Source organism: Cytobacillus sp. IB215665, from assembly GCF_033963835.1.
Taxonomy (GTDB): domain Bacteria; phylum Bacillota; class Bacilli; order Bacillales; family SM2101; genus Nanhaiella.
On the sequence record NZ_JAXBME010000001.1, the window covers coordinates 414,589 to 438,384 of the forward strand.

The 23,796-nt window shown below is 36.5% G+C and carries 20 protein-coding genes; 16 read left to right on the forward strand and 4 right to left on the reverse strand.

What is annotated here, in order from left to right; translation table 11 throughout:
* The first annotated feature begins 7 nt into the window (after positions 1–7).
* A complete protein-coding gene (gene uvrA / locus SLH52_RS01720; RefSeq protein WP_320207577.1) occupies positions 8–2,887 on the forward strand; it encodes an excinuclease ABC subunit UvrA in 2,880 nt (959 codons plus the stop codon).
* 145 nt (positions 2,888–3,032) lie between these two features.
* On the opposite strand, the gene SLH52_RS01725 is transcribed toward uvrA, so the two are convergent.
* Positions 3,033–4,364, reverse strand: a complete 1,332-nt coding sequence (locus SLH52_RS01725) for a sodium-dependent transporter (protein ID WP_320207578.1) — start codon at positions 4,362–4,364, stop codon at positions 3,033–3,035.
* A gap of 452 nt (positions 4,365–4,816) precedes the next feature.
* Positions 4,817–6,538 (reverse strand): methyl-accepting chemotaxis protein, encoded by a 1,722-nt coding sequence (locus SLH52_RS01730; protein ID WP_320207579.1) that lies wholly within the window; start codon positions 6,536–6,538, stop codon positions 4,817–4,819.
* 563 nt (positions 6,539–7,101) lie between these two features.
* Between SLH52_RS01730 and SLH52_RS01735 the strand changes: the two genes are divergently transcribed.
* The 7 genes from SLH52_RS01735 (at position 7,102) to SLH52_RS01765 (ending at position 12,983) form a co-directional block, all read left to right on the forward strand.
* Positions 7,102–7,410, forward strand: a complete 309-nt coding sequence (locus SLH52_RS01735; protein ID WP_320207580.1) for a hypothetical protein — start codon at positions 7,102–7,104, stop codon at positions 7,408–7,410.
* Between the two features lie 115 nt (positions 7,411–7,525).
* Complete coding sequence (locus SLH52_RS01740; protein ID WP_320207581.1) at positions 7,526–8,635, forward strand: DUF4097 domain-containing protein; 1,110 nt, start codon at positions 7,526–7,528, stop codon at positions 8,633–8,635.
* A gap of 364 nt (positions 8,636–8,999) precedes the next feature.
* Entirely contained in the window at positions 9,000–9,929 is a 930-nt protein-coding gene (hprK, locus tag SLH52_RS01745) for an HPr(Ser) kinase/phosphatase (RefSeq protein ID WP_320207582.1), read from the forward strand.
* Between the two features lie 44 nt (positions 9,930–9,973).
* Positions 9,974–10,786, forward strand: a complete 813-nt coding sequence (lgt, locus tag SLH52_RS01750; RefSeq protein WP_320207583.1) for a prolipoprotein diacylglyceryl transferase — start codon at positions 9,974–9,976, stop codon at positions 10,784–10,786.
* A 115-nt stretch (positions 10,787–10,901) separates the two neighbouring features.
* Entirely contained in the window at positions 10,902–11,846 is a 945-nt protein-coding gene (locus tag SLH52_RS01755) for a nucleoside recognition domain-containing protein (protein WP_320207584.1), read from the forward strand.
* Positions 11,836–12,483, forward strand: a complete 648-nt coding sequence (gene ppaX / locus SLH52_RS01760) for a pyrophosphatase PpaX (RefSeq protein WP_320207585.1) — start codon at positions 11,836–11,838, stop codon at positions 12,481–12,483. Before SLH52_RS01755 ends, ppaX begins: the two co-directional genes overlap by 11 nt.
* A complete protein-coding gene (locus SLH52_RS01765; protein WP_320207586.1) occupies positions 12,480–12,983 on the forward strand; it encodes an acyltransferase in 504 nt (167 codons plus the stop codon). Before ppaX ends, SLH52_RS01765 begins: the two co-directional genes overlap by 4 nt.
* A gap of 315 nt (positions 12,984–13,298) precedes the next feature.
* Here the strand turns inward: SLH52_RS01765 and SLH52_RS01770 are convergent, their stop codons facing one another.
* Positions 13,299–14,459, reverse strand: coding sequence for a cation:proton antiporter (locus SLH52_RS01770; protein ID WP_320207587.1), 1,161 nt, complete (start codon positions 14,457–14,459; stop codon positions 13,299–13,301).
* 1,021 nt (positions 14,460–15,480) lie between these two features.
* Here SLH52_RS01770 and SLH52_RS01775 point away from each other — a divergent pair.
* From SLH52_RS01775 to hisIE, 8 genes are read left to right on the forward strand one after another with little or no spacing between them, the layout of a single operon-like run.
* Complete coding sequence (locus SLH52_RS01775) at positions 15,481–16,656, forward strand: ATP phosphoribosyltransferase regulatory subunit (RefSeq protein WP_320207588.1); 1,176 nt, start codon at positions 15,481–15,483, stop codon at positions 16,654–16,656.
* 53 nt (positions 16,657–16,709) lie between these two features.
* Positions 16,710–17,348, forward strand: a complete 639-nt coding sequence (gene hisG / locus SLH52_RS01780) for an ATP phosphoribosyltransferase (RefSeq protein WP_320207648.1) — start codon at positions 16,710–16,712, stop codon at positions 17,346–17,348.
* Positions 17,345–18,631: a histidinol dehydrogenase gene (hisD, locus tag SLH52_RS01785; protein WP_320207589.1), complete on the forward strand. Its 1,287-nt coding sequence runs from the start codon at positions 17,345–17,347 to the stop codon at positions 18,629–18,631. The genes hisG and hisD overlap by 4 nt, the downstream gene beginning before the upstream one ends.
* Positions 18,628–19,215 carry an imidazoleglycerol-phosphate dehydratase HisB gene (gene hisB, locus SLH52_RS01790; RefSeq protein ID WP_320207590.1) on the forward strand — a complete coding sequence of 196 codons (588 nt, stop codon included), beginning with the start codon at positions 18,628–18,630 and terminating at the stop codon, positions 19,213–19,215. Before hisD ends, hisB begins: the two co-directional genes overlap by 4 nt.
* Positions 19,216–19,842 carry an imidazole glycerol phosphate synthase subunit HisH gene (hisH, locus tag SLH52_RS01795; RefSeq protein ID WP_320207591.1) on the forward strand — a complete coding sequence of 209 codons (627 nt, stop codon included), beginning with the start codon at positions 19,216–19,218 and terminating at the stop codon, positions 19,840–19,842.
* Positions 19,839–20,576, forward strand: a complete 738-nt coding sequence (gene hisA, locus SLH52_RS01800; protein ID WP_320207592.1) for a 1-(5-phosphoribosyl)-5-[(5-phosphoribosylamino)methylideneamino]imidazole-4-carboxamide isomerase — start codon at positions 19,839–19,841, stop codon at positions 20,574–20,576. The genes hisH and hisA overlap by 4 nt, the downstream gene beginning before the upstream one ends.
* Complete coding sequence (gene hisF / locus SLH52_RS01805) at positions 20,573–21,331, forward strand: imidazole glycerol phosphate synthase subunit HisF (protein WP_320207593.1); 759 nt, start codon at positions 20,573–20,575, stop codon at positions 21,329–21,331. Before hisA ends, hisF begins: the two co-directional genes overlap by 4 nt.
* Complete coding sequence (hisIE, locus tag SLH52_RS01810; protein WP_320207594.1) at positions 21,328–21,954, forward strand: bifunctional phosphoribosyl-AMP cyclohydrolase/phosphoribosyl-ATP diphosphatase HisIE; 627 nt, start codon at positions 21,328–21,330, stop codon at positions 21,952–21,954. The genes hisF and hisIE overlap by 4 nt, the downstream gene beginning before the upstream one ends.
* A gap of 130 nt (positions 21,955–22,084) precedes the next feature.
* Here hisIE and SLH52_RS01815 read toward each other — a convergent pair whose 3' ends face one another.
* A complete protein-coding gene (locus SLH52_RS01815; RefSeq protein ID WP_320207595.1) occupies positions 22,085–23,596 on the reverse strand; it encodes an MDR family MFS transporter in 1,512 nt (503 codons plus the stop codon).
* Positions 23,597–23,796 lie beyond the last annotated feature (200 nt).

Genomic DNA, 23,796 nt, shown 5'->3' on the forward strand with positions numbered 1-23,796 from the left:
TAAGAGCATGGTAAAGGATAAAATCATTGTCAAAGGAGCTAGAGCTCATAATTTAAAAGACATCGACGTCACAATACCAAGAGACCAGCTTGTTGTCTTAACTGGTCTCTCTGGTTCAGGTAAATCTTCGTTAGCATTTGATACCATTTATGCGGAAGGTCAACGGCGCTATGTTGAATCATTATCAGCATATGCACGTCAATTCTTAGGACAAATGGACAAACCTGATGTCGATGCAATCGATGGGCTTTCTCCAGCCATATCGATAGACCAAAAAACGACAAGTCGTAACCCTCGATCAACAGTCGGTACAGTTACTGAAATATATGATTATTTAAGGCTATTATATGCTCGTGTAGGACGTCCAGTATGTCCTAATCATCATATAGAAATTACATCTCAAACGATAGAGCAGATGGTTGATCGCATTTTGCAATACCCTGAGAGAACGAAAATGCAAGTTCTTGCTCCAATCGTTTCCGGGCGTAAAGGGACACATGTGAAGACTTTTGAGGAAATTAAAAAACAGGGCTATGTTCGTGTTCGTGTTGATGGTGAAATGACTGAGCTTACAGAAAATATAACATTAGAAAAAAACAAAAAGCACTCAATTGAAATCGTCATCGATCGGATTGTCATAAAGGATGGCATTGCTTCAAGGCTATCAGATTCGCTAGAAACCGCATTGAAGTTAGGTGAAGGTAAAGTAATCATTGACGTAATAGGCGAAGAGGAGCTGTTATTTAGTGAGCTTCACGCATGCCCACATTGTGGATTTTCAATAGGGGAATTGGAGCCGAGAATGTTTTCATTCAACAGTCCATTTGGAGCGTGTCCAAGTTGTGATGGACTAGGTACTAAGCTTGAAGTAGATCTTAATTTAGTTATTCCTAATTGGGATCTATCATTACTAGAACATGCTATTGCTCCGTGGGAACCACAAAGCTCTCAATACTACCCTCAATTATTAAAGGCTGTTTGTGATCATTACGGAATAGATATGAATGTCCCAGTAAAGGACATACCTAAGCATTTGTTTGAGAAAGTACTGCATGGTAGTGGGAATGAAGAGATATATTTCCGTTATGAAAATGACTTTGGTCAAGTGCGTGAAAATCATATTATTTTTGAAGGGGTTATACCTAATATTGAGCGTAGATATCGTGAAACGAGCTCGGATTATATTCGTGAGCAAATGGAAAAGTATATGGCACAGCAGTCTTGCCCAACGTGTAAAAGCTATCGCTTAAAGAAAGAAAGTTTAGCTGTATTAATAGATCAAAAGCATATTGGTGAAATTACTTCTTTTTCTATTACAGAAGCGCTAGATTTCTTTGAGAACCTTAAACTGACTGACAAAGAAATGACAATAGCTAACATGATTTTACGAGAGATTAGTGAGCGCTTAGGCTTTTTAAACAATGTTGGACTAGATTATTTAACTTTACACCGGTCAGCTGGAACACTTTCTGGAGGAGAAGCCCAAAGAATACGTTTAGCGACACAGATTGGATCAAGGTTAACAGGTGTTTTATATATTCTAGATGAACCTTCAATTGGTTTACATCAGCGTGATAACGATCGTCTTATACAAACATTAAAAAACATGAGAGATATCGGTAATACATTAATCGTCGTGGAACACGACGAGGATACTATGTTAGCAGCTGACCATTTAATTGATATCGGCCCAGGCGCAGGAATCCACGGAGGACAGGTTGTTTCTGCAGGTACGCCTGAAGAAGTTATGAATGACCCACAATCATTAACTGGCCAATACTTGTCGGGAATCAAGTTTATTCCTCTGCCAACAGAACGTCGTAAACCTGATGGTCGTTATATTGAAATCGTTGGTGCAAAGGAAAATAACTTAAAAAATGCGAAAGTCAAAATTCCTTTAGGCACATTTATATCTGTTACAGGTGTGTCTGGATCAGGGAAGAGTACACTGATTAACGAGGTTTTACACAAATCGTTAGCTCAAAAGCTTCACAAGGCAAAATCAAGGCCTGGTGAGCATAAAGAAATCAAAGGAATAGAATATTTGGATAAGGTTATTGACATTGATCAATCACCAATCGGCCGAACTCCACGTTCAAACCCAGCTACATATACAGGTGTGTTTGATGATATTAGGGATGTATTTGCCGCTACAAATGAAGCAAAGGTTAGAGGATATAAAAAAGGACGTTTTAGCTTTAATGTTAAAGGTGGTCGCTGTGAAGCGTGCCGTGGTGACGGAATTATAAAAATTGAAATGCACTTCTTACCTGACGTTTATGTTCCTTGTGAGGTATGTCATGGGAAACGCTATAATCGCGAAACTTTAGAAGTGAGGTATAAGGATAAGAATATATCAGAGATATTAGAAATGACAGTAGAAGATTCACTCTCTTTCTTTGAAAATATTCCTAAAATCAGGCGGAAGCTTCAAACGATCTACGATGTTGGTCTAGGCTATATTACGCTTGGACAGCCTGCTACGACATTATCAGGCGGTGAGGCTCAGCGGGTAAAATTAGCATCGGAACTACACCGACGTTCAACGGGAAGGTCTCTGTATATTTTAGACGAGCCAACGACTGGTTTACATGTAGATGATATTTCACGGTTATTAAAGGTACTTCAAAGACTAGTAGAAAATGGAGATACCGTTTTAGTAATTGAACATAACCTAGATATTATTAAAGCTGCTGATTATCTAATTGACCTTGGCCCTGAAGGTGGAGATAAAGGTGGAAAAATTATTGCAACAGGTACACCAGAACAGGTAGTTAAGCAAGACACTTCTTATACTGGAAGATATTTAAAGCCTATTCTAGAACGAGATCGAAAGCGTATGGAAGAAATTATAAAAGAAAAAGAGGAGCTCGTTCTGAAAAAATAAGGCTGTTCGTAAACTTAAAAATCTTAATTATATTAGCAAGATGTGTTTATATGTGAATATCATCGTTTTATAAATACGGAAATTTAAATAGAGGATTTTATTTAAGACACTGGGAAAAGTCCCAGTGTCTTTTACTCATTTAGTATTAAGCTCCTAAAAATAGAACAAGGAATATGCCTAACGGGATGAGGAAGCGAACACTAACGTACCAAAATCGAAATAAATAGTTTCCAACCTGTGATGATACATTAAAACTTTTTTCTAGAATTGGACGAGATACTTGATAACCGACAAATAACGAAATAAGTAATGATCCCACAGGTAGAGATATGTTACTTACAAAGTAATCTGCTAAATCAAATATTGTTTTATTAAATACTTTGATATCCTTCAACATTCCAAATGATAATGCTGACGGGATACCTACAATAAAAATAATGATTCCACCAATCCAAGTAGCGACTTTTCTTTTTTCTTGTTGTTCTTTAATCAGTGCAGCTACGATGATTTCTAAAATTGAAAAGGACGATGTTAACGTTGCAAATAATAGCAATAATAAGAATGTTGTTAGGAATAATCCTCCAAATGCTATCTCATTAAATACAGCTGGTATGACGACAAAAATTAGTCCTGGACCTGTATCTGGCTCAAAACCAAGAGAAAAAACAGCTGGAAATATAGCTAGTCCTGCTAATAAAGATATGACAATATTCAACGTTACAATCCATGACGCTGATTTTACAATATTTTCTTTTTTAGGTAAGTATGAACTATATGTAACCATGATGGAAATTCCAAGGCTTAATGAAAAGAGTGATTGCCCTAATGCAAGAAAAACGGTCTCTTTTGTAACTTCACCTACATTTGGCTGTAAGAAGAATTTTACCCCCTCTATCGCACCATCAAGTGTCAATGACCGGAAAACTAAAATGATAAAAAGAAGAAATAGCGCCGGCATCATAACACGGCTAGCTCGTTCTATACCTTTTTGTATCCCACCTTGCACAACAAGGATAGTCAAGAGAATAAATGAAAATTGTGCAATCGTTGCTTCTAGTGGACTTTCTATAATTGAATCAAATAGTTGTCCATAAGATTCAGTTGGAAGGTTGCTAAGCCTTCCAGATGCACTTCTAATCAAATATAAAATGATCCAGCCACCCACAACACTATAAAAAGATAATAATATAAAACTTGCAATGACACCTAAATAACCGATTCCGTACCATAGTGATCGAGGGGCTAATTGTTTAAAAGCGGAGATGGCATTTTTACCTGTTGCTTTGCCAATGACAAACTCAGCCAACAGCATCGGCATGCCGATAAGAAGTGTAAAAAGTAAAAACAGGAGAAAAAATATCCCGCCCCCATTTGTGCCGGCCATATATGGGAACTTCCAAACAGCTCCTAGCCCAATTGCTGAGCCTGCAGCTGCCAAAATAAAACCTAGCTTTGAATTCCATTGTTCTTTCTTCATGATGTATAAATCACCTTTCTTTGCAATATGCTAAAGGCTCTTTTCGTAAAATTCATTGATGTTATTACAAAATAACAACGAGATTTTATACGCTTATGTCAGCGATTTATTGTAGTAATTATAAGTGTTTACTGTTATCAATACGAAAATAGCCAAGCTAAAAAAGTTAATGAATACATTAACATGAAACACAATCGAATTCAAATTAGCCATGAAAAGTGTAAGCGTAAAATTTTATTTTTCAACGCTTTATTCATTCTTATCACTTGACTTGTTTAATATTAAGTAGGAAATATGCCACGAACTTAAGTGGTATCTCGTTAAATACCTTCATACGAAATACAACAAATAAAAAAGGTCTGCACCCTTGCTGTGCTATACAGCGTAGGTGCAGACCATGAATATAGGTTGTTAGGAATCACATGAAAGAACGAAGGACGTAAGTTCATGACTTACATTTTAAATTGACTAGACTTTTCACTAAGCTCATTAGCCAATGTCACTTGCTCATTCGTGTAATCTGCTATTTTCTTCATGGAATCTACTTGCTTTTCAAAACTGCTAGAGATCTCTTGCATCACAGCACTTGTTTGCTGACTTGTTGCACTCGTCTCTCTCACGTTACTTTGGATGATAGTCGCCTTTTGTTGAACGTCTATAAGGTTATTATTTATTAGTGCTAGTTCCTCTAACATAGCGTTAAAACGAATACTAACGTCTTCAAAGCTGTTCATGACTATTTTTGTATTTTTACCATTTTCTTCATTTTTGTTATTTGCAAACTGTAATAATTGTTGGAAATTAGCCATCTTATCAACATTAACTTTTACGACTTCTAAAATTTCTTTAGAAACTTCTGATGTTTGTGTCGATAAGTTTCTTACCTCTTCTGCCACTACATTGAAGCTTTTACCGTCTGCCCCTGCTCTATTCGCCTCAATAGATGCATTTAAAGACACTATTTTAATGCTGGAAGCAATATTTACGATTTGTTTAGATAATTCATCTATATTTTCGAAACTAGACAATAACTCAGTGAATGAAACTAATAATGTATTGTTTGTTTCTTCTACATCTTTAGAATTATTAGAGACATTAGCTAAACTTTTAGAAAAAGAGTTAATCTCATCATCTGTTTTAGTTACATTTTTCTTAAACATGTCCAACGACTCAACCGTAACATGGAGTTTATCTGTTAATTCAGTTACGTGGAGTAAAGACTCCTCAGCTGCACTGGCCTGCTGGTCTATCCCCCTAGTTATTTCCTCTACAGCACCTGCTGTATTTTCAATACTAGCATTACTACTCGTCATATTTGTCTTAGTCTTTACAGAAAGGTTCTTTAATTTCTCTACAAATTCTTTTATATCGAAAAAGGTTGTTTTCAATACTTCTACTAAGCCATCTATATTATCAGCTAGTTTACCTAATTCATTCTTTTTATTTGAGCCTGTACTAATTCTAAAATCACCAGATGATAAGCCTTTATATTTATTAATAACCTGTACGATATCTTTAGAAGTACTTAAATAAACCCAACTAGCAAAAGAAATGATAAGTACAACTAATGTTATAGAGATTATGATGACTGTTAAAATGATGCTCTCAGCAAGCTTATCTAACTCTGTTTCAGTTTGTAAAAGGTATTGGAAAGAGGCTCTGTCATGAGCTGAAAATGCTTGCATTAATGTAAGATAGCTATTCTTTTCTAAATCATAGTCTATTAAAAAGGTTTCTAAATCAAAATTTAGCATTTGCTCTCTTATAGATTTTAGACTGGATTCAAATAGACTGTAATTTTTTATGATACTATCTAAGTGTGCTGTATCTTCCGTACTGTAATAATCCAATAACGGGTTTTCTGTAAATTGGTTTAGCAAACTATTAATCAGTTCCATTGATGTTTCTAAATCTGAAACCAAAGATTCATCATACGTTTTAGAAAAATCCACAACAATCCCATGGGCTTCATCAACTTTGCCAAGTATGAAATGTAAATCCTCAATGACAGCTAAGCGATTACTGTATTTTTCTTCAATGTGACCTTTATAACTGTTCATACTTACAATTGGACTGATGGCTAATGTGATGACGGTAATAGTAACAAAAACCATGAGTAAAATGAGCTTCATTCTTATTGTCATATCAAAGATTTTAGTAAAAAATGAACGCATAAATAATTTCTCCTCCTATAAATTATTGTGAGCAAACTAAATTAAGCATCATTCTCATGTATGTGAGTGATGTGTTATTCGCTATTAAATGAATACGTTTTCAATTGGTTATGTCGAAAAAATTCCTTGTTGTGTAGCTTTGGATATAGAAAAAAATTCGTAAAACATAGGAGATAGTGCAAGATATTTAGTTCCTTAGTACTAATCATTCATAAATATGTAAAAATCATCTATGTGTTTGTCACTATAATATTTTGCTGTACCGAAACAATTCGGCATAGTTTGATAAAATCCTCTATTCACGAAAGTTTTATACTAATTTATTTTACCATTTTGTAAAACACATAAGGAAAAAATATTTAATTTATAATAGTTTTCACTAAATTGACAAGATGTCCCATAAGTAATATTACAATCAAACTTTTGTCCTATAAAGTTGAAGAGAACTTATAGAAAATATAATATTTAGCCATTATTTATTATTTTTTGACTAGTTTTGGGAAAATTCATGAAACTTCTTCTGGGTTCTATTCGTATAATAGGCTAAAGGAGATGATGTCTTTGTGGATATAAATAAATTATTGTCTTCATTAAGCTATTTCAGCGTGTTTTTTGCACCATTTTTATTTCCGATTGTTGCATATTTTGTATCAGATAGTAATGAAGTTAAATCACATGCGAAGAGTGCTTTTGTTTCACACCTATTACCGTTCGTATCTATCATACTTGCTATCTTCATTGCATTTATAGATATATTTTCTGGCGGTGTAGCATTTACAACAGTATTTTGGCCAATAGTCATTATAATAATTGTAAATGTAGGTGTAGTTATTTGGAATATTATTAGAGGCATCCAAGTACTGATTCAATAAACTGTAAGTAACATAAAGTGAATGGAGTATTGTTAATAAATCCAATCCTCTACTGTAGAACTAGCTAAAAAAACTTTAAATTAAAAAATCGAAGAGAAAAGTGAGGGTATTTTAAATGATTGAAGAACGTAAGCGGATATTGAAGATGGTCGAAGAAGGAAAGCTTTCAACTGATGAAGCATTAACACTTTTAGAAGCATTAAGTGATCAGCAAGAAAAGGATAAAGCGGATCAAGTAGTAAATACGGACTTATCGACAGAAATTGACTATGAGAATGCTCAACAACGTCCGTACAGTAGTGAAACTAAGCAAACATCAACGAAAGAAAAATTCATTGATTTCATGAATACAGCAGTAAAGAAAGTGAAGAATTTAGATTTAGACTTTAATTTTGGACCTTCGGTTGACGTGCATCATATATTTCAAAATTCAAATGTTTTCATTGATAAGGTTGATTTAGATGTGTATAACGGGAGTATTGAGCTAATACCGTGGAATGAAAATGATGTTCGTATTGAATGTGAGGCGAAAGTATACAAAGTCGAAAATAATGAAGAAGCAAGAAGAGTATTCTTACAAGACGTGTTATTTTCCACTGATAATAGTCTAATGCGTTTTGCTGTTCAGAAAAAACAAATGAAGGTTCATACAAAAATTTATATTCCTGAGAAGGATTATAGCCAGATCAGAATTCGGGTATTCAATGGGCCGGTTATTAGTACAGGGTTTAATGTGAAAGACTTTAAAGCAAAAACATCTAACGGATCAGTTACATTAGAACGCATGCATGTTGATGAGATGGAAATTGAGACCACAAATGGCGCTGTTGATGTGTTCGATAGCTATAGTCGTGACTGTGAGGCCGAAGTAGTTAATGGTGGTATTAATGTTAGAGGTAGCTTTGAAAGAGTAGACCTACAAAGTGTTACTGGCAGTATCAAATGTAAGATAAACAATGAAAAGGCACATACCGTTTTTGCTAAAACAACAACGGGTAGTATAGATATTACTGTCCCTGACGGCATGACAATGGAAGGTGATTTAAAGTCAAGTGTAGGGAAAGTAAAATGTTATGTGCCAAATATTAATATTATTGAGGAAAAAGACGAAATTGTTCAAAAAATATTAAGGTTTACTGTTAATGATAAGGCAACTGAACCGCTTCATTTATTTGCTGATTCAAAAAGTGGCTCAGTACACGTTACTACACATAGTAACGACTAACAGAAATTATTTTTCTACACTCCATTTTGCAAAGGGAATTACCTTTGTGAAGTGGAGTTTTTATCATATACCGATCACTTCAAGTCGCTTCACCGTTTCAAAAAGTGCCTTCAAATGAAAAGGATCCAGTACTGTATAGAGGTTTTATGGCGCTAAGGCATTTCTTCTTTGCCTAGCTTTTTCGCCTCCTAGTCCTTTGAGGTTACTCCATCAATTCATTCGAAGTCAAAAACGTCTTCAAATGAATTGCTTCTAGTGCTAGTCGTGACAAATCTATAGGCTAAGGCATTTCTTCTTTGTTAGTAGGGAAAAAAACTGATAAAATAAAGAAAGTGTTTGTGAGTGTTCAAAAAGGAGGATTTCTATGCCTAAGGTTAAAACGATAGACATTATAGATAAGTTTCAGTTAGAGTTGATAAGTGGGGAAGATGGGGTAAATAGACCGATTATTACGAGTGATTTATCTAGACCTGGGATTGAAATGGCGGGATATTTTACTTATTATCCAGCAGAACGAATACAGCTATTAGGTAAAACAGAGCTTTCATTTTATGATAAGTTAACAAAATCGGAAAAACAGCTTCGTATGAATAAATTATGTACTGATATAACCCCAGGAATTATTATTTCAAGAGATTTGGAAATTCCTGAAGAGTTAATTGAAGCTTCTGAGCGTGAGGTAGTACCTGTTATGCGTTCATCAATGAAGACAACACGCTTAACGAGTCGTCTCACAAACTATTTAGAAAGTAAGCTTGCACCTACAACTGCAGTTCATGGTGTGTTAGTAGACATATATGGTATAGGTGTATTAATTACTGGGAAAAGCGGTGTTGGAAAAAGTGAAACTGCTCTTGAATTAGTGAAGAGAGGGCATAGACTAGTTGCTGATGATTTAGTTGAGATTCGTGAAGAAGACCAAAACACGTTAATAGGAAACGCACCAGATCTGTTGGAACACTTACTAGAAATTCGTGGCTTAGGAATTATAAATGTCATGACATTGTTTGGTGCGGGAGCAGTTAGGAATTTCAAAAGAATTTCTTTAGTGATCACTTTAGAGCTTTGGGATCAAGCTAAACAATATGACCGTGTTGGTCTAGATGAAGATAAAATGAAAATTATTAATTCAGAAATAACACATTTAACAGTTCCTGTTCGTCCAGGAAGAAATTTAGCAGTCATTATTGAAGTAGCAGCTATGAATTTTCGATTAAAGAGAATGGGTATGGACGCTGCAGAACAATTTTCAAATAGATTGGCGGATGTTATTGAAGATAGTGAAGAGGTATAAGGTGTACATATTATATGTAGAAATATATGTTAGGAGTTGAGAGGATGGAAGAGCAAATACAGCCGTTAGATCGTGTTTTTATTGAACTTGGTCCATTGTCGATTCAATGGTATGGTGCAATCATCGGTATCGGTGTCATTTTAGGTTTATATTTAGCTGTCAAGGAATCTGAAAAGAGAGGTCTTCATAAAGACACGTTTGTAGACTTAGTATTATTTGCAGTACCAATTGCTATTATTTCAGCACGACTTTATTATGTCATTTTTAAATGGGATTATTATTCAGAAAATCTCTTAGAAATTGTTATGATTAATCAAGGTGGCTTAGCCATTCACGGTGGTTTAATTGGGGCGGTATTAACGGCTATCGTCTTTGCGAGGAAAAAAGGTATTTCTTTTTGGAAGCTTGCAGATATCGCTGCACCAAGTATCATTTTAGGACAAGCTATCGGTAGATGGGGGAACTTTGTCAATCAAGAAGCACACGGTGGTGTAGTGACAAGGGAATTTTTGGAGAACCTACAGTTACCAGATTTTATTATAAATCAGATGTATATTAACGGGGAGTATTATCACCCAACATTTTTATATGAGTCAATTTGGAGTCTCACTGGATTTATTATCTTACTACTGCTAAGAAAAGTTAATTTAAAACGTGGTGAGATATTCTTAACGTATGTCATTTGGTATTCATTTGGCCGCTTTTTCATTGAAGGAATGCGAACAGACAGCTTAATGCTAACTGAAAGCTTACGTGTTGCTCAGTTTATCTCGTTGTTATTAATTGGTTTTGCAATTGCCATGATTGTAGTCCGACGAGTAAAAGGGTATGCTGATAAAAGGTATAAAGATTCATAGAAGCTAAACAGTATAATAAGTGACGTTCAAAGTGAACAAATGTTAAAGCAATTGGGTATTTACCAATTGCTTTACATTTTGTTATTATTCTAATTAAAAAGCTAGGAGTGGGAATTTGGTTGGGTCAGTTAAAAAGGGGTTTATTGTAGGGTTACAGACGACATGGACATTAGGGAAAATCATTTTTCCAGTTACATTAATAGTGACTATTCTACAATACACTGTTATTCTACAATGGATTATGGAAGGCATATCACCTTTGATGGGCTTGTTTGGACTATCTGGAGATGCAGCAATCCCGTTGGTTCTCGGGAATTTCCTCAATCTGTATGCTGCTATCGGTGCGATTTTAACACTTGATTTGACTGTAAAAGAAGTATTTATTTTAGCTGTGATGTTATCGTTTTCTCATAACTTGTTAATAGAGTCAAGCGTTGCTGCAAGAGTAGGGGTAAAGCTCTGGATAATGATGGTTACTCGTATAGGATTAGCAGTTATATCAGCATTCATGATAAATATTCTTTGGGCAGGCGGAAATGAGTTAGCTCAATATGGATTTATATCGAAAAAAGAAGAAGTTGTTTCAGGCTGGGGAAGTATCATCATGGCTGGGGTAGAAAAGGGCTTAATAGGAATTTTACAACTTGCACTTATCGTTATTCCACTTATGATCGGTATACAAATATTAAAAGATCTAAAATGGTTAGAGACGTTCTCCAAGTGGATGTCACCCTTGACGAAATTATTAGGTATGAAGGAGAATACGTCAACGACATTAGCAGCGGGACTTTTATTTGGACTTGCATATGGATCTGGTGTCATGATTCAAGCAGTAAAGGAAGACGGTGTGTCTAAAAAAGATACTGTACTTGCATTTATATTTCTCGTCTCATGCCATGCTGTTATTGAGGATACACTCGTATTTATACCTTTAGGAATACCAATTTTACCATTGTTATTAATACGTGTATTCGTTGCGATACTATTAACGATGCTTGTCGCTTTTATATGGAAAAAAGCAGAGTTGCAGAACAGAAAGGAAGCGAACTATGACCATTAAGACGATATTGTTTGATTTAGACGGAACATTGATTGATACGAATGAATTAATTATCCAATCGTTTATGCATACATTAGAGCAGTATTACCCTAATGATTACTCAAGGGAAGATGTGCTCGAATTCATCGGCCCACCGTTGTACGAATCATTACACTCAGTAGATAAAGACCGTGTTGAGGATATGGTAAAAACCTATCGCGAGTTTAATTTAGCAAATCATGATTTACTCGTAAAGGAATATGACAGTGTGTTTGATACCGTTAAAGCACTGCACGAGCAAAAATTTAAGTTAGGAATTGTGACAACAAAAATGAGGTTAACGACAACAATGGGACTAAAACTCACAAACCTAGATCAGTTCTTTGATGTGGTCATTACTTTAGATGATGTTGAACGTGCAAAACCAGATCCTGAGCCAATTCATAAAGCATTACAGCAACTCAACGCTCTTCCACATGAAGCGATTATGGTCGGTGATAATCATCATGACATGTTGGCAGGTCAAAATGCTGGAACAAAAACTGCCGCCGTAGGATGGGCGATCAAAGGTAGAGAACATTTAACACAATACAACCCAGATTATGTTTTAAATAAAATGAGTGATTTACTCTCCATTGTAAAGGCTGAGAATCAGTGAGAAAAACAACAAGATACCCTGTAAAGGGAGCAAATTCATTATGGCATGTTTATAAGACAGTCCCCTTTTGGAAAGTAGTAAAAAACTTTATCGTTATCCAAACAGCCCGCTATACGCCATTTTTAGGCATGAAAAACTGGTTATATCGTACATTTTTACGAATGAAAGTTGGCGAACAAACATCCTTTGCATTAATGGTAATGCTAGATGTCATGTTTCCGGAAAAAATTACTGTAGGACGAAATTCTGTGATCGGCTACAATACGACAATATTAGCACATGAATACTTAATTGAAGAGTACCGTCTTGGCGATGTTATAATTGGAGATGAGGTGCTAATTGGGGCTAACTCCACTATTTTACCTGGTGTAGTAATTGGTGATCGTGCGATAGTGTCGGCAGGGACGCTCGTACATAAAGACGTGCCTGCTGGAGCATTTGTAGGCGGGAACCCAATGCAAATTATTTACACGAAAGAAGAGATGGAAAAACGAATCTAAAATGGTGTTAAGGATAAAATCATGAGCTAATGTTACATATAAAAGAACCTGTTTCGACGAAACAGGTTCTTAATTTATGATAAAGGCTTTCTCGAGTTGGTAGCTGTTTTTTAATGCTAGAATTAAATATATATTTCCTGGTAAATCTTTAACATTTCTCAAAGTTAGTAAAAATTTCCGTCAACCTAGTCCCTTCAGATCACTTCATCCCAAAGTATATTGTACCTTCAGTGCTTCACAGGAACCTCGACTCGGCTTTTCAATTTTCACAGCTTTTAGCTGCTTGGGGAAAATGCTCTCCAATCTTTGATGAGACTACCCAGTCGTCTCCACTTTATTATTTTCATGCTTGTTTCCAGTGAAAAACCACTTCATCATAGGTGGTGTAACAATTGTTGTAATTAGGACAACAACTACAATTACTGCAAATAATTCTTGGCTTAACAACGCGGCTTCTAGTCCAATTGCTGCAATAATTAATGCTACTTCACCTCTTGATACCATACCAGATCCGATACCCATTGAACTTCTCCAATTGAATCCAGCGGCTTTTGCACCAACTGCTGAACCAAGCAGTTTCGTAAGGATAGCTACGATACTAAGGATGACTATTAGACCAATGTTATCTCCAATACCGAATAATTCTACAGTAACACCAATTGATGTGAAAAATACAGGTACAAAGATCGAGTAGCTGATTGTTTCTACTTTTTCAAACACTTCATGTTTATGATTAGTTAAACTGATCGCAACACCAGCAATATAAGCACCAATAATTGCTGCAACTCCTGCATACTCAGCGATAAATGCATAGGTAAAGCAAATGATTAAGGCTGCAGAAATGACTGATTCAGTTACTTTTAATGGTGCAAACTTATTTAATACCCAAGGGACCACTTTCCAAGCTAAGCCTATAGCTACCGCGAAGAAGATAACTTTCTTTATAATCACTTCTCCTAAATGAACATCCCCACCTGCTAAGCTCATTAAAAAGGCCAATGATACGATAACGAGAATATCGTCAATGACAGCTGCTCCTAAAATCGTCGCACCTTCTTTTGACTTAAGCTTATTCATTTCTTTCAATGCTTGGACTGAAATACTTACGCTTGTAGCAGAAAGTAATAATCCAAGAAATATAGCTTCAAATGTAGGTAATCCAATAATTACTCCTGATAAATATCCGATAGATAAAGGTACAATGATTCCAAGTATCCCTACATAGGTTGAAGCCTTGCCAGTACGTTTAAATTCATCAACATCGGTTTCTAAGCCTGCAATAAACATTAATAAAATGACTCCGATTTGACTAATTTCACTTAAGATTTCTGTGTCGTTAACGATTCCTAAAACGGTAGGGCCTAATACAATTCCGATTAATAACTTACCTAGAACAGATGGCTGGCCAAGCCTGACACTAATATCTCCAGCTATTTTTGAAGCAAATAAAATAGCTGCTAATTCAATAATAAGCACTGCTTATCTCCCCCTCTTTGTATACGTAATAATCAACTATCGTGCTTGTAGCACCTTTTTTCCCTAGTAAAAGACCTTTAAAAAGTAATAATTTCTCAGTAAACACCTGTGTTTAGTGGTGTTTTTGTCGATATGACTCCAATGTTTAATACGAGTCACTTCTTAAAAAGATTCAAAAATCAATGGTTTCTTTTGAAATATATTTTCAACTTGCTTAATAGTAGGCTATATTAGTATCTCTCCTTTCCATCATTTTTTATCTAGAATGAATGAAGTAACTTTTGGTACTCTATTCATTATTTTTCTCACAAAAAAACCCTTACCAATGATGGTAAAGGTTTTTTACATCAAAAGGCCTTTACCAACTGATAAAGGTCTCGCTAACAACGTATGTTGCCAACAAAGCCGAGAGTATGATACTCCGTAATGACGACTTTGCTGTAAAAGCTACTCCCCTTTAGGAGAAAATTTAATTATATAAAAGATCATAAAATAAATATTATAATTTTGTCAATTAATTAGGCTCTGTTGGTAAAAATTGTTGCTGTAGCTTCTAAACTATTAGGAATTTTAGTTGTATACGTGTTTGTTTTGTAGTACGAGAAATAACAATCTTTAGGTAAACAGCCATTTTTAATACGGTTGTTTACCCATTTTTTGTATATTTAATAATAGAATGTATGTTTCTCGCACAAACCTTATGAATACAGCTACATGTAAGTCAATACAGTATAAGTAGAAAAAGACTAAATTAAAAAGTTCTACATAATATTATTTCGAAATAATAAGACCTTATTGTGAACAAATTAAATTATGAGCAAGATATTACAATTTGTATCTTGACGAATGATAAAAGCCAAGTTACAATACTAAAAACTTTAACTTATTAGCAAATTAGCGAACTAAAGTATTTTAGTTTAATTTTGGAATAAATTTCAATATAGCTAGCGCATAAATTGAGCCTCCAGGGATGCTTAATGCGTTGAAGCTTTACAAATCAATAACTAAAGGGCGGATTGAAATGCAGAAGCTTTTTATGTTTGAAAAGCCATTAGGTATGAGAGACACATTACCTTCATTGTATGAAACTAAAAAAGAACTTAGGAGTGAGTTACTAAAGGGGATTGAGCAATGGGGTTATCAGCTAATTGAGACGCCAACGCTAGAGTATTATGATACCGTAGGGTCATCATCAGCGATAGCGGATAGGCAGCTGTTCAAGCTATTGGATCAGCAAGGTCATACGTTAGTATTACGGCCGGATATGACAGCCCCTATTGCTAGGGTAGCAGCATCAAAATTATTAGCAAACAAGAACCCGTTACGTCTTGCCTATTCTGCCAACGTTTTTCGCGCTCAACAGCGCGAAGGGGGACGTCCAGCAGAGTTTGAACAAGTTGGAATTGAATGTATAGGTGATCAAACACTAAGTGCAGACGCTGAAGTGATTGCTCTGCTAGTATCCCTATTACAAAATATTGGGTTAGAGACATTTGCAGTTACTGTTGGTCACATCGGGTTTGTTAATGAGCTATTTTTAGAAACAGTCGGTAATGAAGAGCGGGCTAACACGTTGCGACGCTTCTTATATGAAAAAAACTTTGTTGGATATAAAGAACATGTGAAAGGTTTGCCTCTATCATCTATTGATAAACAACGTTTATTACAATTATTACATTTACGTGGTGACGAAAATATTATAAATGATGCTATGCAGCTTGTTGACGGGGAGAGAGGTAAACAATTGCTTCTGGAACTGCAACTAGTATGTGAGCACCTACGATCATTTGGTGTATCCAGATTTATAAAATTAGATCTTACATTATTGAGCCATATGAGCTATTATACAGGTCTTTTATTTGAAGTATATGCAGATAAAGTAGGTTTCTTACTTGGAAACGGTGGGCGCTATGATAATCTACTATCCAAATTTCATGTTGATGCACCAGCAACAGGGTTTGGAATACGGATAGACCGTCTACTAGAAGCGCTCGGGTATTGTGGTCAAGAACCTCTTATTCATAGTGTCATTTACAGTTCTGATAACTTAAAACGAGCAATCGAGTTTGCAGACGAACGTAGAAAGAATGGTGAGCGTGTCATACTCCAAGATATATCTGGCCTTACGAACGTCGATGCTTATACGAAATCTTTTGCACAGGTTTCATTCTTTATAGGGGAACAAAGCCGAAGTTGAATATATTGTATCTCATCACAGAAGGGAGATGAATAGGCTTGCTTACTATTGCTATGCCAAAGGGACGCATATTTACGGAAGCAGTTGAATTACTGAGAAAGGCTGGCTATCGGTTGCCTAATAAATTTGAAGCTTCACGTAAATTGATTATAGATGTAGAGGAAGAACAAATTCAATTTATCCTTGCTAAGCCGATGGATGTGACAACGTATGTTGAATACGGTGTAGCTGATCTCGGTATCGCAGGTAAGGATGTCATGCTAGAAGAAGAGCGAGATGTATATGAGCTACTTGATCTTTATATTAGTCATTGTTACTTAGCAGTTGCTGGGTTACCTGATGTAAAAACGACAGATGTCGCACCTAAAGTAGCGACCAAATATCCAAATATTGCATCTACTTATTTTAGAGAGCAGGGAGAGCAAGTTGAAATTATAAAATTGAATGGTTCTATAGAATTAGCACCACTCATCGGCTTAGCTGATCGCATCGTTGATATCGTTTCAACAGGTCAGACTTTGCGGGAAAATGGACTTGTTGAAATGGAGCATATAGGTCATGTAACTTCGAGACTCATTGTAAATCCAGTAAGCTATCGAATGAAGGAACAACAAATAGATGAGCTTGTTGAGCGTCTTGCATCAATTATTGAGCAACTCGATTTTGCGATGGATGGTGAAAAAATGCTATGAACATAAAACGTGTATCAAAGGACATGACGTTGAAGAGAACAATTGATAGTGGAACAGAACAGCAGAGACAGTCAGTATTATCAATTATTGGGCAAGTTAAAGCAGATGGAGATGTAGCTCTTAGAGATTTAACAGCTCAGTATGATGGTGTTCAGCTATCCTCTTTTCGTGTGACTGATGAAGAAATCTCTACTGCTTACGAAAAAGTTGATCAAACACTCATACAAGTAATGAGAGAGGCAGCAGAAAATATCCGAGATTATCATCAACGTCAAGTACGTCAAACATGGATATCGATGAAAGAGGACGGGTCATTACTAGGTCAAAAGATTACGCCCCTAGACGCTGTAGGGGTATATGTTCCTGGGGGAACGGCGGCTTACCCATCTTCGGTTTTAATGAATGTCATACCCGCACAGGTTGCAGGCGTTGAACGCATTGTTATTGTTTCACCTCCTCAACATGATGGGGCATTACCTCCCGCCGTCATCGTAGCTGCACATGAAGCAGGAATTAAAGAAATATATAAAATTGGAGGAGCACAAGCAATAGCGGCGCTTGCGTATGGCACAGATTCAATTCGTTCAGTTGATAAAATAGTTGGTCCAGGAAATATATATGTAGCACTTGCGAAACGTGAAGTGTTTGGGCATGTTGCTATTGATATGATAGCTGGCCCTAGTGAAATTGTTGTATTAGCAGATGATACAGCAAATGCAAAAGAAATTGCTGCTGATTTATTATCACAAGCAGAGCATGATGCATTAGCCTCAAGCATCGTTGTGACACCGTCTATAGAACTTGCAAAAAAAGTACAGCATGAGATAGAAAAACAACTTGAAACATTACCTCGGAAAGAAATTGCTCATGCATCATTACGAGATTATGGAGCTATCTATGTCACAAATAATTTAGTGGAAGCCATTGATGTTGTAAATGAACTTGCACCAGAACATCTAGAAATTATGACTGTAGACCCAATGTCTATTGTAGCAAGTATTCGTCATGCTGGTGCCATCTTTCTTGGAAGGTATAGTACAGAGCCAGTTGGTGATTATTTTGCTGGACCGAACCATGTTCTTCCGACTAATGGGACAGCGCGTTTTTCAAGTCCTCTTTCAGTGGATGACTATGTTAAAAAATCAAGCATCATTTCTTATAGTAAGGATGCGTTAATTACTAACGGAGCAAAGATTGCTTCTTTTGCGCGAGCTGAAGGATTAGAAGCACATGCCCGTGCCATAGAAGTGCGTTTATCGACAGCTGATAAGGAGGGATCATGATGAGAAATACGAGTGTAAATAGAGTGACGAATGAAACATCTATTCAGCTTTCATTTGAAATTGATGGGAAGGGAAATGCTGACCTTGAGACTGGTGTTCCATTTCTAACACATATGTTAGATTTGTTCACTAAACATGGACAATTTGATTTAGCAATACTTGCAAATGGTGACACTGAAATCGATGATCATCATACGACAGAGGATATTGGTATTTGTTTAGGACAAGCGCTAAGGGAAGCTCTTGGTAATAAGAGTGGAATTAAAAGATACGGAAATGCTTTCGTACCTATGGATGAAGCACTAGCACAAGTTGTCGTTGACCTCAGTAATCGCCCTCACTTTGTATTGAAGGGTGACTTGCCTAGTAAACGGGTTGGCTCCTTTGATACTGAGCTCGTTCATGAATTTCTTTGGAAGCTAGCGCTTGAGGCTCGTATAAATTTACATGTGATTATTCATTATGGTCATAATACACATCATATGATTGAAGCGGTGTTTAAAGCATTAGGTCGAGCGCTTGATGAAGCTACTATGATCGATCCGAGAGTAAAAGGGGTACCATCTACGAAAGGGTTGTTATAAATGATCGGCATTGTTGATTATGGTATGGGGAATTTATATAGCGTGAGTAAAGCATTAGAACGGATGGATGTTGATTATGTGATAACAGACGACCAGCGCCTGCTAAAACAAGCTAAAGGGTTAATTCTCCCGGGCGTTGGAGCATTTAAAGACGCGATGGCAATTTTAAATGACAGAGGATTGACTACATTTTTAAAGGATTGTACCCAGCAAAGGAAACCACTCCTTGGTATATGTCTAGGTATGCAGTTATTGTTTGATGAAAGTGAAGAAAATGGACTTTCAGAGGGGCTTGGCTTAATTAAGGGACGTGTCGTCCGCTTTCCTCAAAATGAAGCTTATAAAATCCCACATATGGGATGGAATAAACTACATGTTCACCAACCTTCATCACTTCTAGAAGGTGTGAACAATGGATATGTATATTTCGTACATTCTTATTATGTTCAAGCAGGAGAGCAGTCAGATGTGATCGCAAGTAGTGAGTATGCTGTGGATGTTCCAGCTGTGGTTGGTAAGGGCAATGTCTTTGGAACGCAATTTCATCCAGAAAAAAGTAGTGATACAGGCTTAAGAATACTAGAAAACTTTGCAGCGGTTGTTGAAGGGAAGGTGTTGTCGTCGTGAAGCAATTTATGATTTATCCAGCGATTGATATTAGGAATGGCAAATGCGTTAGATTATTACAAGGCGACTACGCTAAAGAAACGATTTATGGTGAATCGCCTTTAGCAATGGCACAGCTCTTCGAAAATCAAGGAGCAACATGGATTCATACTGTCGATTTAGATGGAGCAAAAGTGGGAAAACCAGTGAATGACAAAGAAGTCATTGACATTGCTGAACAATTACAAGCAAATGTACAGGTTGGTGGTGGAATTCGAACAGAGGCAGACATCGTCTATTATCTGGAGAAAGGTATTAAGCGCATTATTTTAGGAAGTGCGGCAATTAACAACCCACCTTTTGTCAAAGAAATGCTTAAGAAATATCAGCAACATATTGCAATAGGTATTGATGCAAAAGATGGTTATGCAGCGATAGAAGGTTGGCTGGAGATGTCGACAATCAAAGCGACTGTAATTGGTAAGGAGCTTGCAGAACATGGAGCGGAAACTTTTATCTTTACAGACATTAAGACGGATGGGATGTTGTCAGGACCTAACACAGATGCCGTCGTTGAAATGGCACAAGCTACGAAAAAGCAGGTTATTGCATCAGGTGGAATTTCCTCACTTGATGATGTAAAGGGCTTAATGCAATATAAGCAAATAGGTGTAAGTGGTGCGATTATTGGAAAGGCACTATACACGAATCAGTTTACTGTAAGTGAGGCAGTGAGTTCGGTGAAAGACATATGATTACGAAGCGAATTATTCCTTGTTTAGATGTCAAGGAAGGAAGAGTTGTGAAGGGAATCCGGTTTGTTGAACTACGTGATGCAGGTGACCCTGTTGAATTAGCCTCCTTCTATGATCAAGAGGGTGCTGATGAATTAGTCTTTTTAGATATATCCGCTTCACATGAAGGAAGAAAAACGATGGTTGACGTCGTGCAAAATGTTGCTGGTCAGCTAGCGATTCCGTTCACGGTTGGTGGTGGCATTAATAGTTTAGCAGATATGAAAAAGATGTTACGTGCAGGTGCGGACAAAGTTTCAATTAACACGGCGGCTGTTAACAACCCTCGTCTTATCACTGAAGGGGCAAATTATTTTGGTTCACAATGCATTGTCGTAGCGATTGACGCAAAATATGATCAAACTATTCAAACATGGCGAGTGTTTACACACGGAGGAAGGCAGGCAACTGATTGGCGTGTTATTGATTGGGCGAAAGAGGTTGTTAGACGCGGGGCAGGAGAAATTTTATTGACGAGTATGGATAGTGATGGTGAAAAGAGTGGTTTTGATATTGATTTGACGAAAGAAGTAAGCATGGCGGTTTCTGTCCCGGTAATCGCATCTGGGGGAGCGGGTCGTGCAGATCATTTTGTCGAGGCATTTACTGAAGGGAAAGCTGATGCTGCATTAGCTGCATCAATTTTTCATTACAAGGAAACATCAGTTAGAGAGGTAAAAACCTTTTTACATCAGAAGGGGGTGTATGTAAGGTGACAGTACCACATCTTACATTTAATGACCAAGGATTAGTGCCTGCAATTGTTCAAGATATCGTCAGTAAGGAAGTATTAATGTTAGCATATATGAATAAGGATTCTTTAGAAAAGTCTATCGAGACGGGAGAAACATGGTTTTATAGTCGCTCTAGACAACAGTTGTGGCATAAAGGCGCAACATCAGGAAACACTCAAAAAATTATTGAAATGAAGTATGATTGTGATAAGGATGCATTACTAGTACTCGTTGAACCCGCAGGTGTAGCTTGTCACAATGGCACATATACATGCTTTACAGAAGAAATCGTAAGTGCAAAAGAACAGTTAGGACATGAACGCTTTGCTATTATTAATCAGTTAGAGCAAATTATTGCAAAAAGAGAAACAGAACGTGAAGAAGGCTCATATACTACGTATTTATTTGATAAAGGTGTAGATAAAATATTGAAAAAGGTAGGAGAAGAAACAGCGGAGGTCATTATTGCAGCAAAAAATCGTAATAGTGATGAACTTACATGGGAGACAGCTGACTTACTTTATCACTTACTTGTATTGTTACGTGAGCAGAAGCTTCCATTAGATGATGTGCTAAATGTTTTAGAAAAAAGGCATAAGCAATAAATTGGACTTTCCAATCTCGAAGGTTTATTTAGGAGAGAGAAGAAATTGTGTCAACGACGATAAAATTCCACCTAGTATTTTTGAGCATAGATCAGGCTAGGTGGAATTTTGACGTTTTTCAATTGATATACTAAGCAGCATCTTTTTTAGGCAATAGCGCAATTAATATTAGACTAACAATTGCAAATGCGAGAACAACATAATATACAGAGTGAAGCGAGAAGGTTAGTCCATCTTGTAGTATTTGTTTTACACCTTCAGACAGCTGATTCCTTTCTTCTTCATTAAGTAAAATATTTGCTGAATTAATCGTTAACCCTTCAGTGTTGGTTTCCTGTTCATGAATATATCGCTGAAACTGATTGTTTAAGATTCCTCCAAGTAGAGCTGCACCTATTGTATTACCAACATTTCGCATGAACATATTTGCTGCTGTGGCAACCCCTCGTTGTTTCCAGTCAACTGTACTTTGAATAGAAACAATAAAAGAAGTAGTCGTTAATCCCATCCCTACACCGATAAAAAATGAGCCAGTAGCAGCAGTAATAGGTCCTGCATCAGGAGACATGAAAACAAATATCATACTTCCGAATATTAATGAAGCCCCACCGAACAAGGATGTTGTTCTAAAGCCGATTTTCAGTAATAACCTACCAGCAACTGTCGCTGCAATTGGCCAACCGATACTCATCGTCGTCAATGTAAAACCAGCAACAATAGGTGATTGTTCCATGACCCCTTGTACAAATGCAGGTAGGAAACTAGAAATTCCGATAAGCATGATGCCTGTTGTCAAAGAAGCCATATTAGCAATAAATATCGAGCGCTCTTTCCATAAGTTAAAGGGCATCATCGGATCTACAGCACGTCTTTCTTGAAAAACGAATAACGTAATTGCAATGATTCCTATCATTAGTAGAGCTAATGTAGGTAGTGAAGTCCACGACTGATTATTACCGCCTTCAACAAGAATAAACATAAAGGAAGCAATTGAAATGGTTAATAGTACAGCACCAAGATAGTCAATGTCATGTTTCTTTTTTTCAACATCTTCATGAAGAAATGCCCATAAAGCGATGATGGCCAAAATACCAAGTGGTATATTAACCCAAAAGACATAACGCCAGCTAACGTATTCAACTAATAACCCACCTAAAGCAGGGCCGGTAATTGCAGAAATTCCCCAAACACTTGATAAATATCCTTGAATTTTGGCTCTTTCCTCTTTTGTATAAATATCACCGACAATGGTTGAAGCGATCGGCATAACAGCTCCTGCTCCAAATCCCTGAATGACACGAAAAAGAATTAACATGCCCATTGATTGAGCAAATCCACATAGTATAGAACCTAATAAGAAAATAATAATGCCAAACGTAATAACTGGTTTGCGACCAAATAAATCAGACAGTTTACCATAAATAAGTACTGTAACAGCATTCATTAATAAATATCCAGAAAAAACCCAGCTATATAAAGAAAAGCCCCCTAATTCTCCAACAATGACTGGCATAGCTGTAGATACAATGGTAGCTTCGATGGCAGCCATAAACATAGCAAGCATCACAGCAGCCAAGACTAACGGCTTTTTTGTTTGCTTTTTCATGGGGACATTTGCAATATCATCTGCGGCTTGTCTCATTGGGTTGCTCCTTCCTCTTTAACGCATATTATTATAGTATTATAACCTAAAACTTACACTGTTTTTGGACAACATATGTATGTTATACTACCATCGGTGAAATGAACTTAATTTTAAGTATTTAATTTAATCAGTAGCAGAAATTACTTTCAGGCTGTTTTCGCTTAAAATGTTGTTTTTCGTGCTAAGAGTTAAATCTG

Coding starts and splice junctions, on each gene's coding strand:
- uvrA (WP_320207577.1), top strand. CDS start 8: ATGGTAAAGGATAAAATCATTGTCAAAGGAGCTAGAGCTCATAATTTA.
- SLH52_RS01725 (WP_320207578.1), bottom strand. CDS start 4,364: ATGAAGAAAGAACAATGGAATTCAAAGCTAGGTTTTATTTTGGCAGCT.
- SLH52_RS01730 (WP_320207579.1), bottom strand. CDS start 6,538: ATGCGTTCATTTTTTACTAAAATCTTTGATATGACAATAAGAATGAAG.
- SLH52_RS01740 (WP_320207581.1), top strand. CDS start 7,526: ATGATTGAAGAACGTAAGCGGATATTGAAGATGGTCGAAGAAGGAAAG.
- hprK (WP_320207582.1), top strand. CDS start 9,000: ATGCCTAAGGTTAAAACGATAGACATTATAGATAAGTTTCAGTTAGAG.
- lgt (WP_320207583.1), top strand. CDS start 9,974: ATGGAAGAGCAAATACAGCCGTTAGATCGTGTTTTTATTGAACTTGGT.
- ppaX (WP_320207585.1), top strand. CDS start 11,836: ATGACCATTAAGACGATATTGTTTGATTTAGACGGAACATTGATTGAT.
- SLH52_RS01775 (WP_320207588.1), top strand. CDS start 15,481: ATGCAGAAGCTTTTTATGTTTGAAAAGCCATTAGGTATGAGAGACACA.
- hisG (WP_320207648.1), top strand. CDS start 16,710: ATGCCAAAGGGACGCATATTTACGGAAGCAGTTGAATTACTGAGAAAG.
- hisD (WP_320207589.1), top strand. CDS start 17,345: ATGAACATAAAACGTGTATCAAAGGACATGACGTTGAAGAGAACAATT.
- hisB (WP_320207590.1), top strand. CDS start 18,628: ATGATGAGAAATACGAGTGTAAATAGAGTGACGAATGAAACATCTATT.
- hisH (WP_320207591.1), top strand. CDS start 19,216: ATGATCGGCATTGTTGATTATGGTATGGGGAATTTATATAGCGTGAGT.
- hisF (WP_320207593.1), top strand. CDS start 20,573: ATGATTACGAAGCGAATTATTCCTTGTTTAGATGTCAAGGAAGGAAGA.
- SLH52_RS01815 (WP_320207595.1), bottom strand. CDS start 23,596: ATGAGACAAGCCGCAGATGATATTGCAAATGTCCCCATGAAAAAGCAA.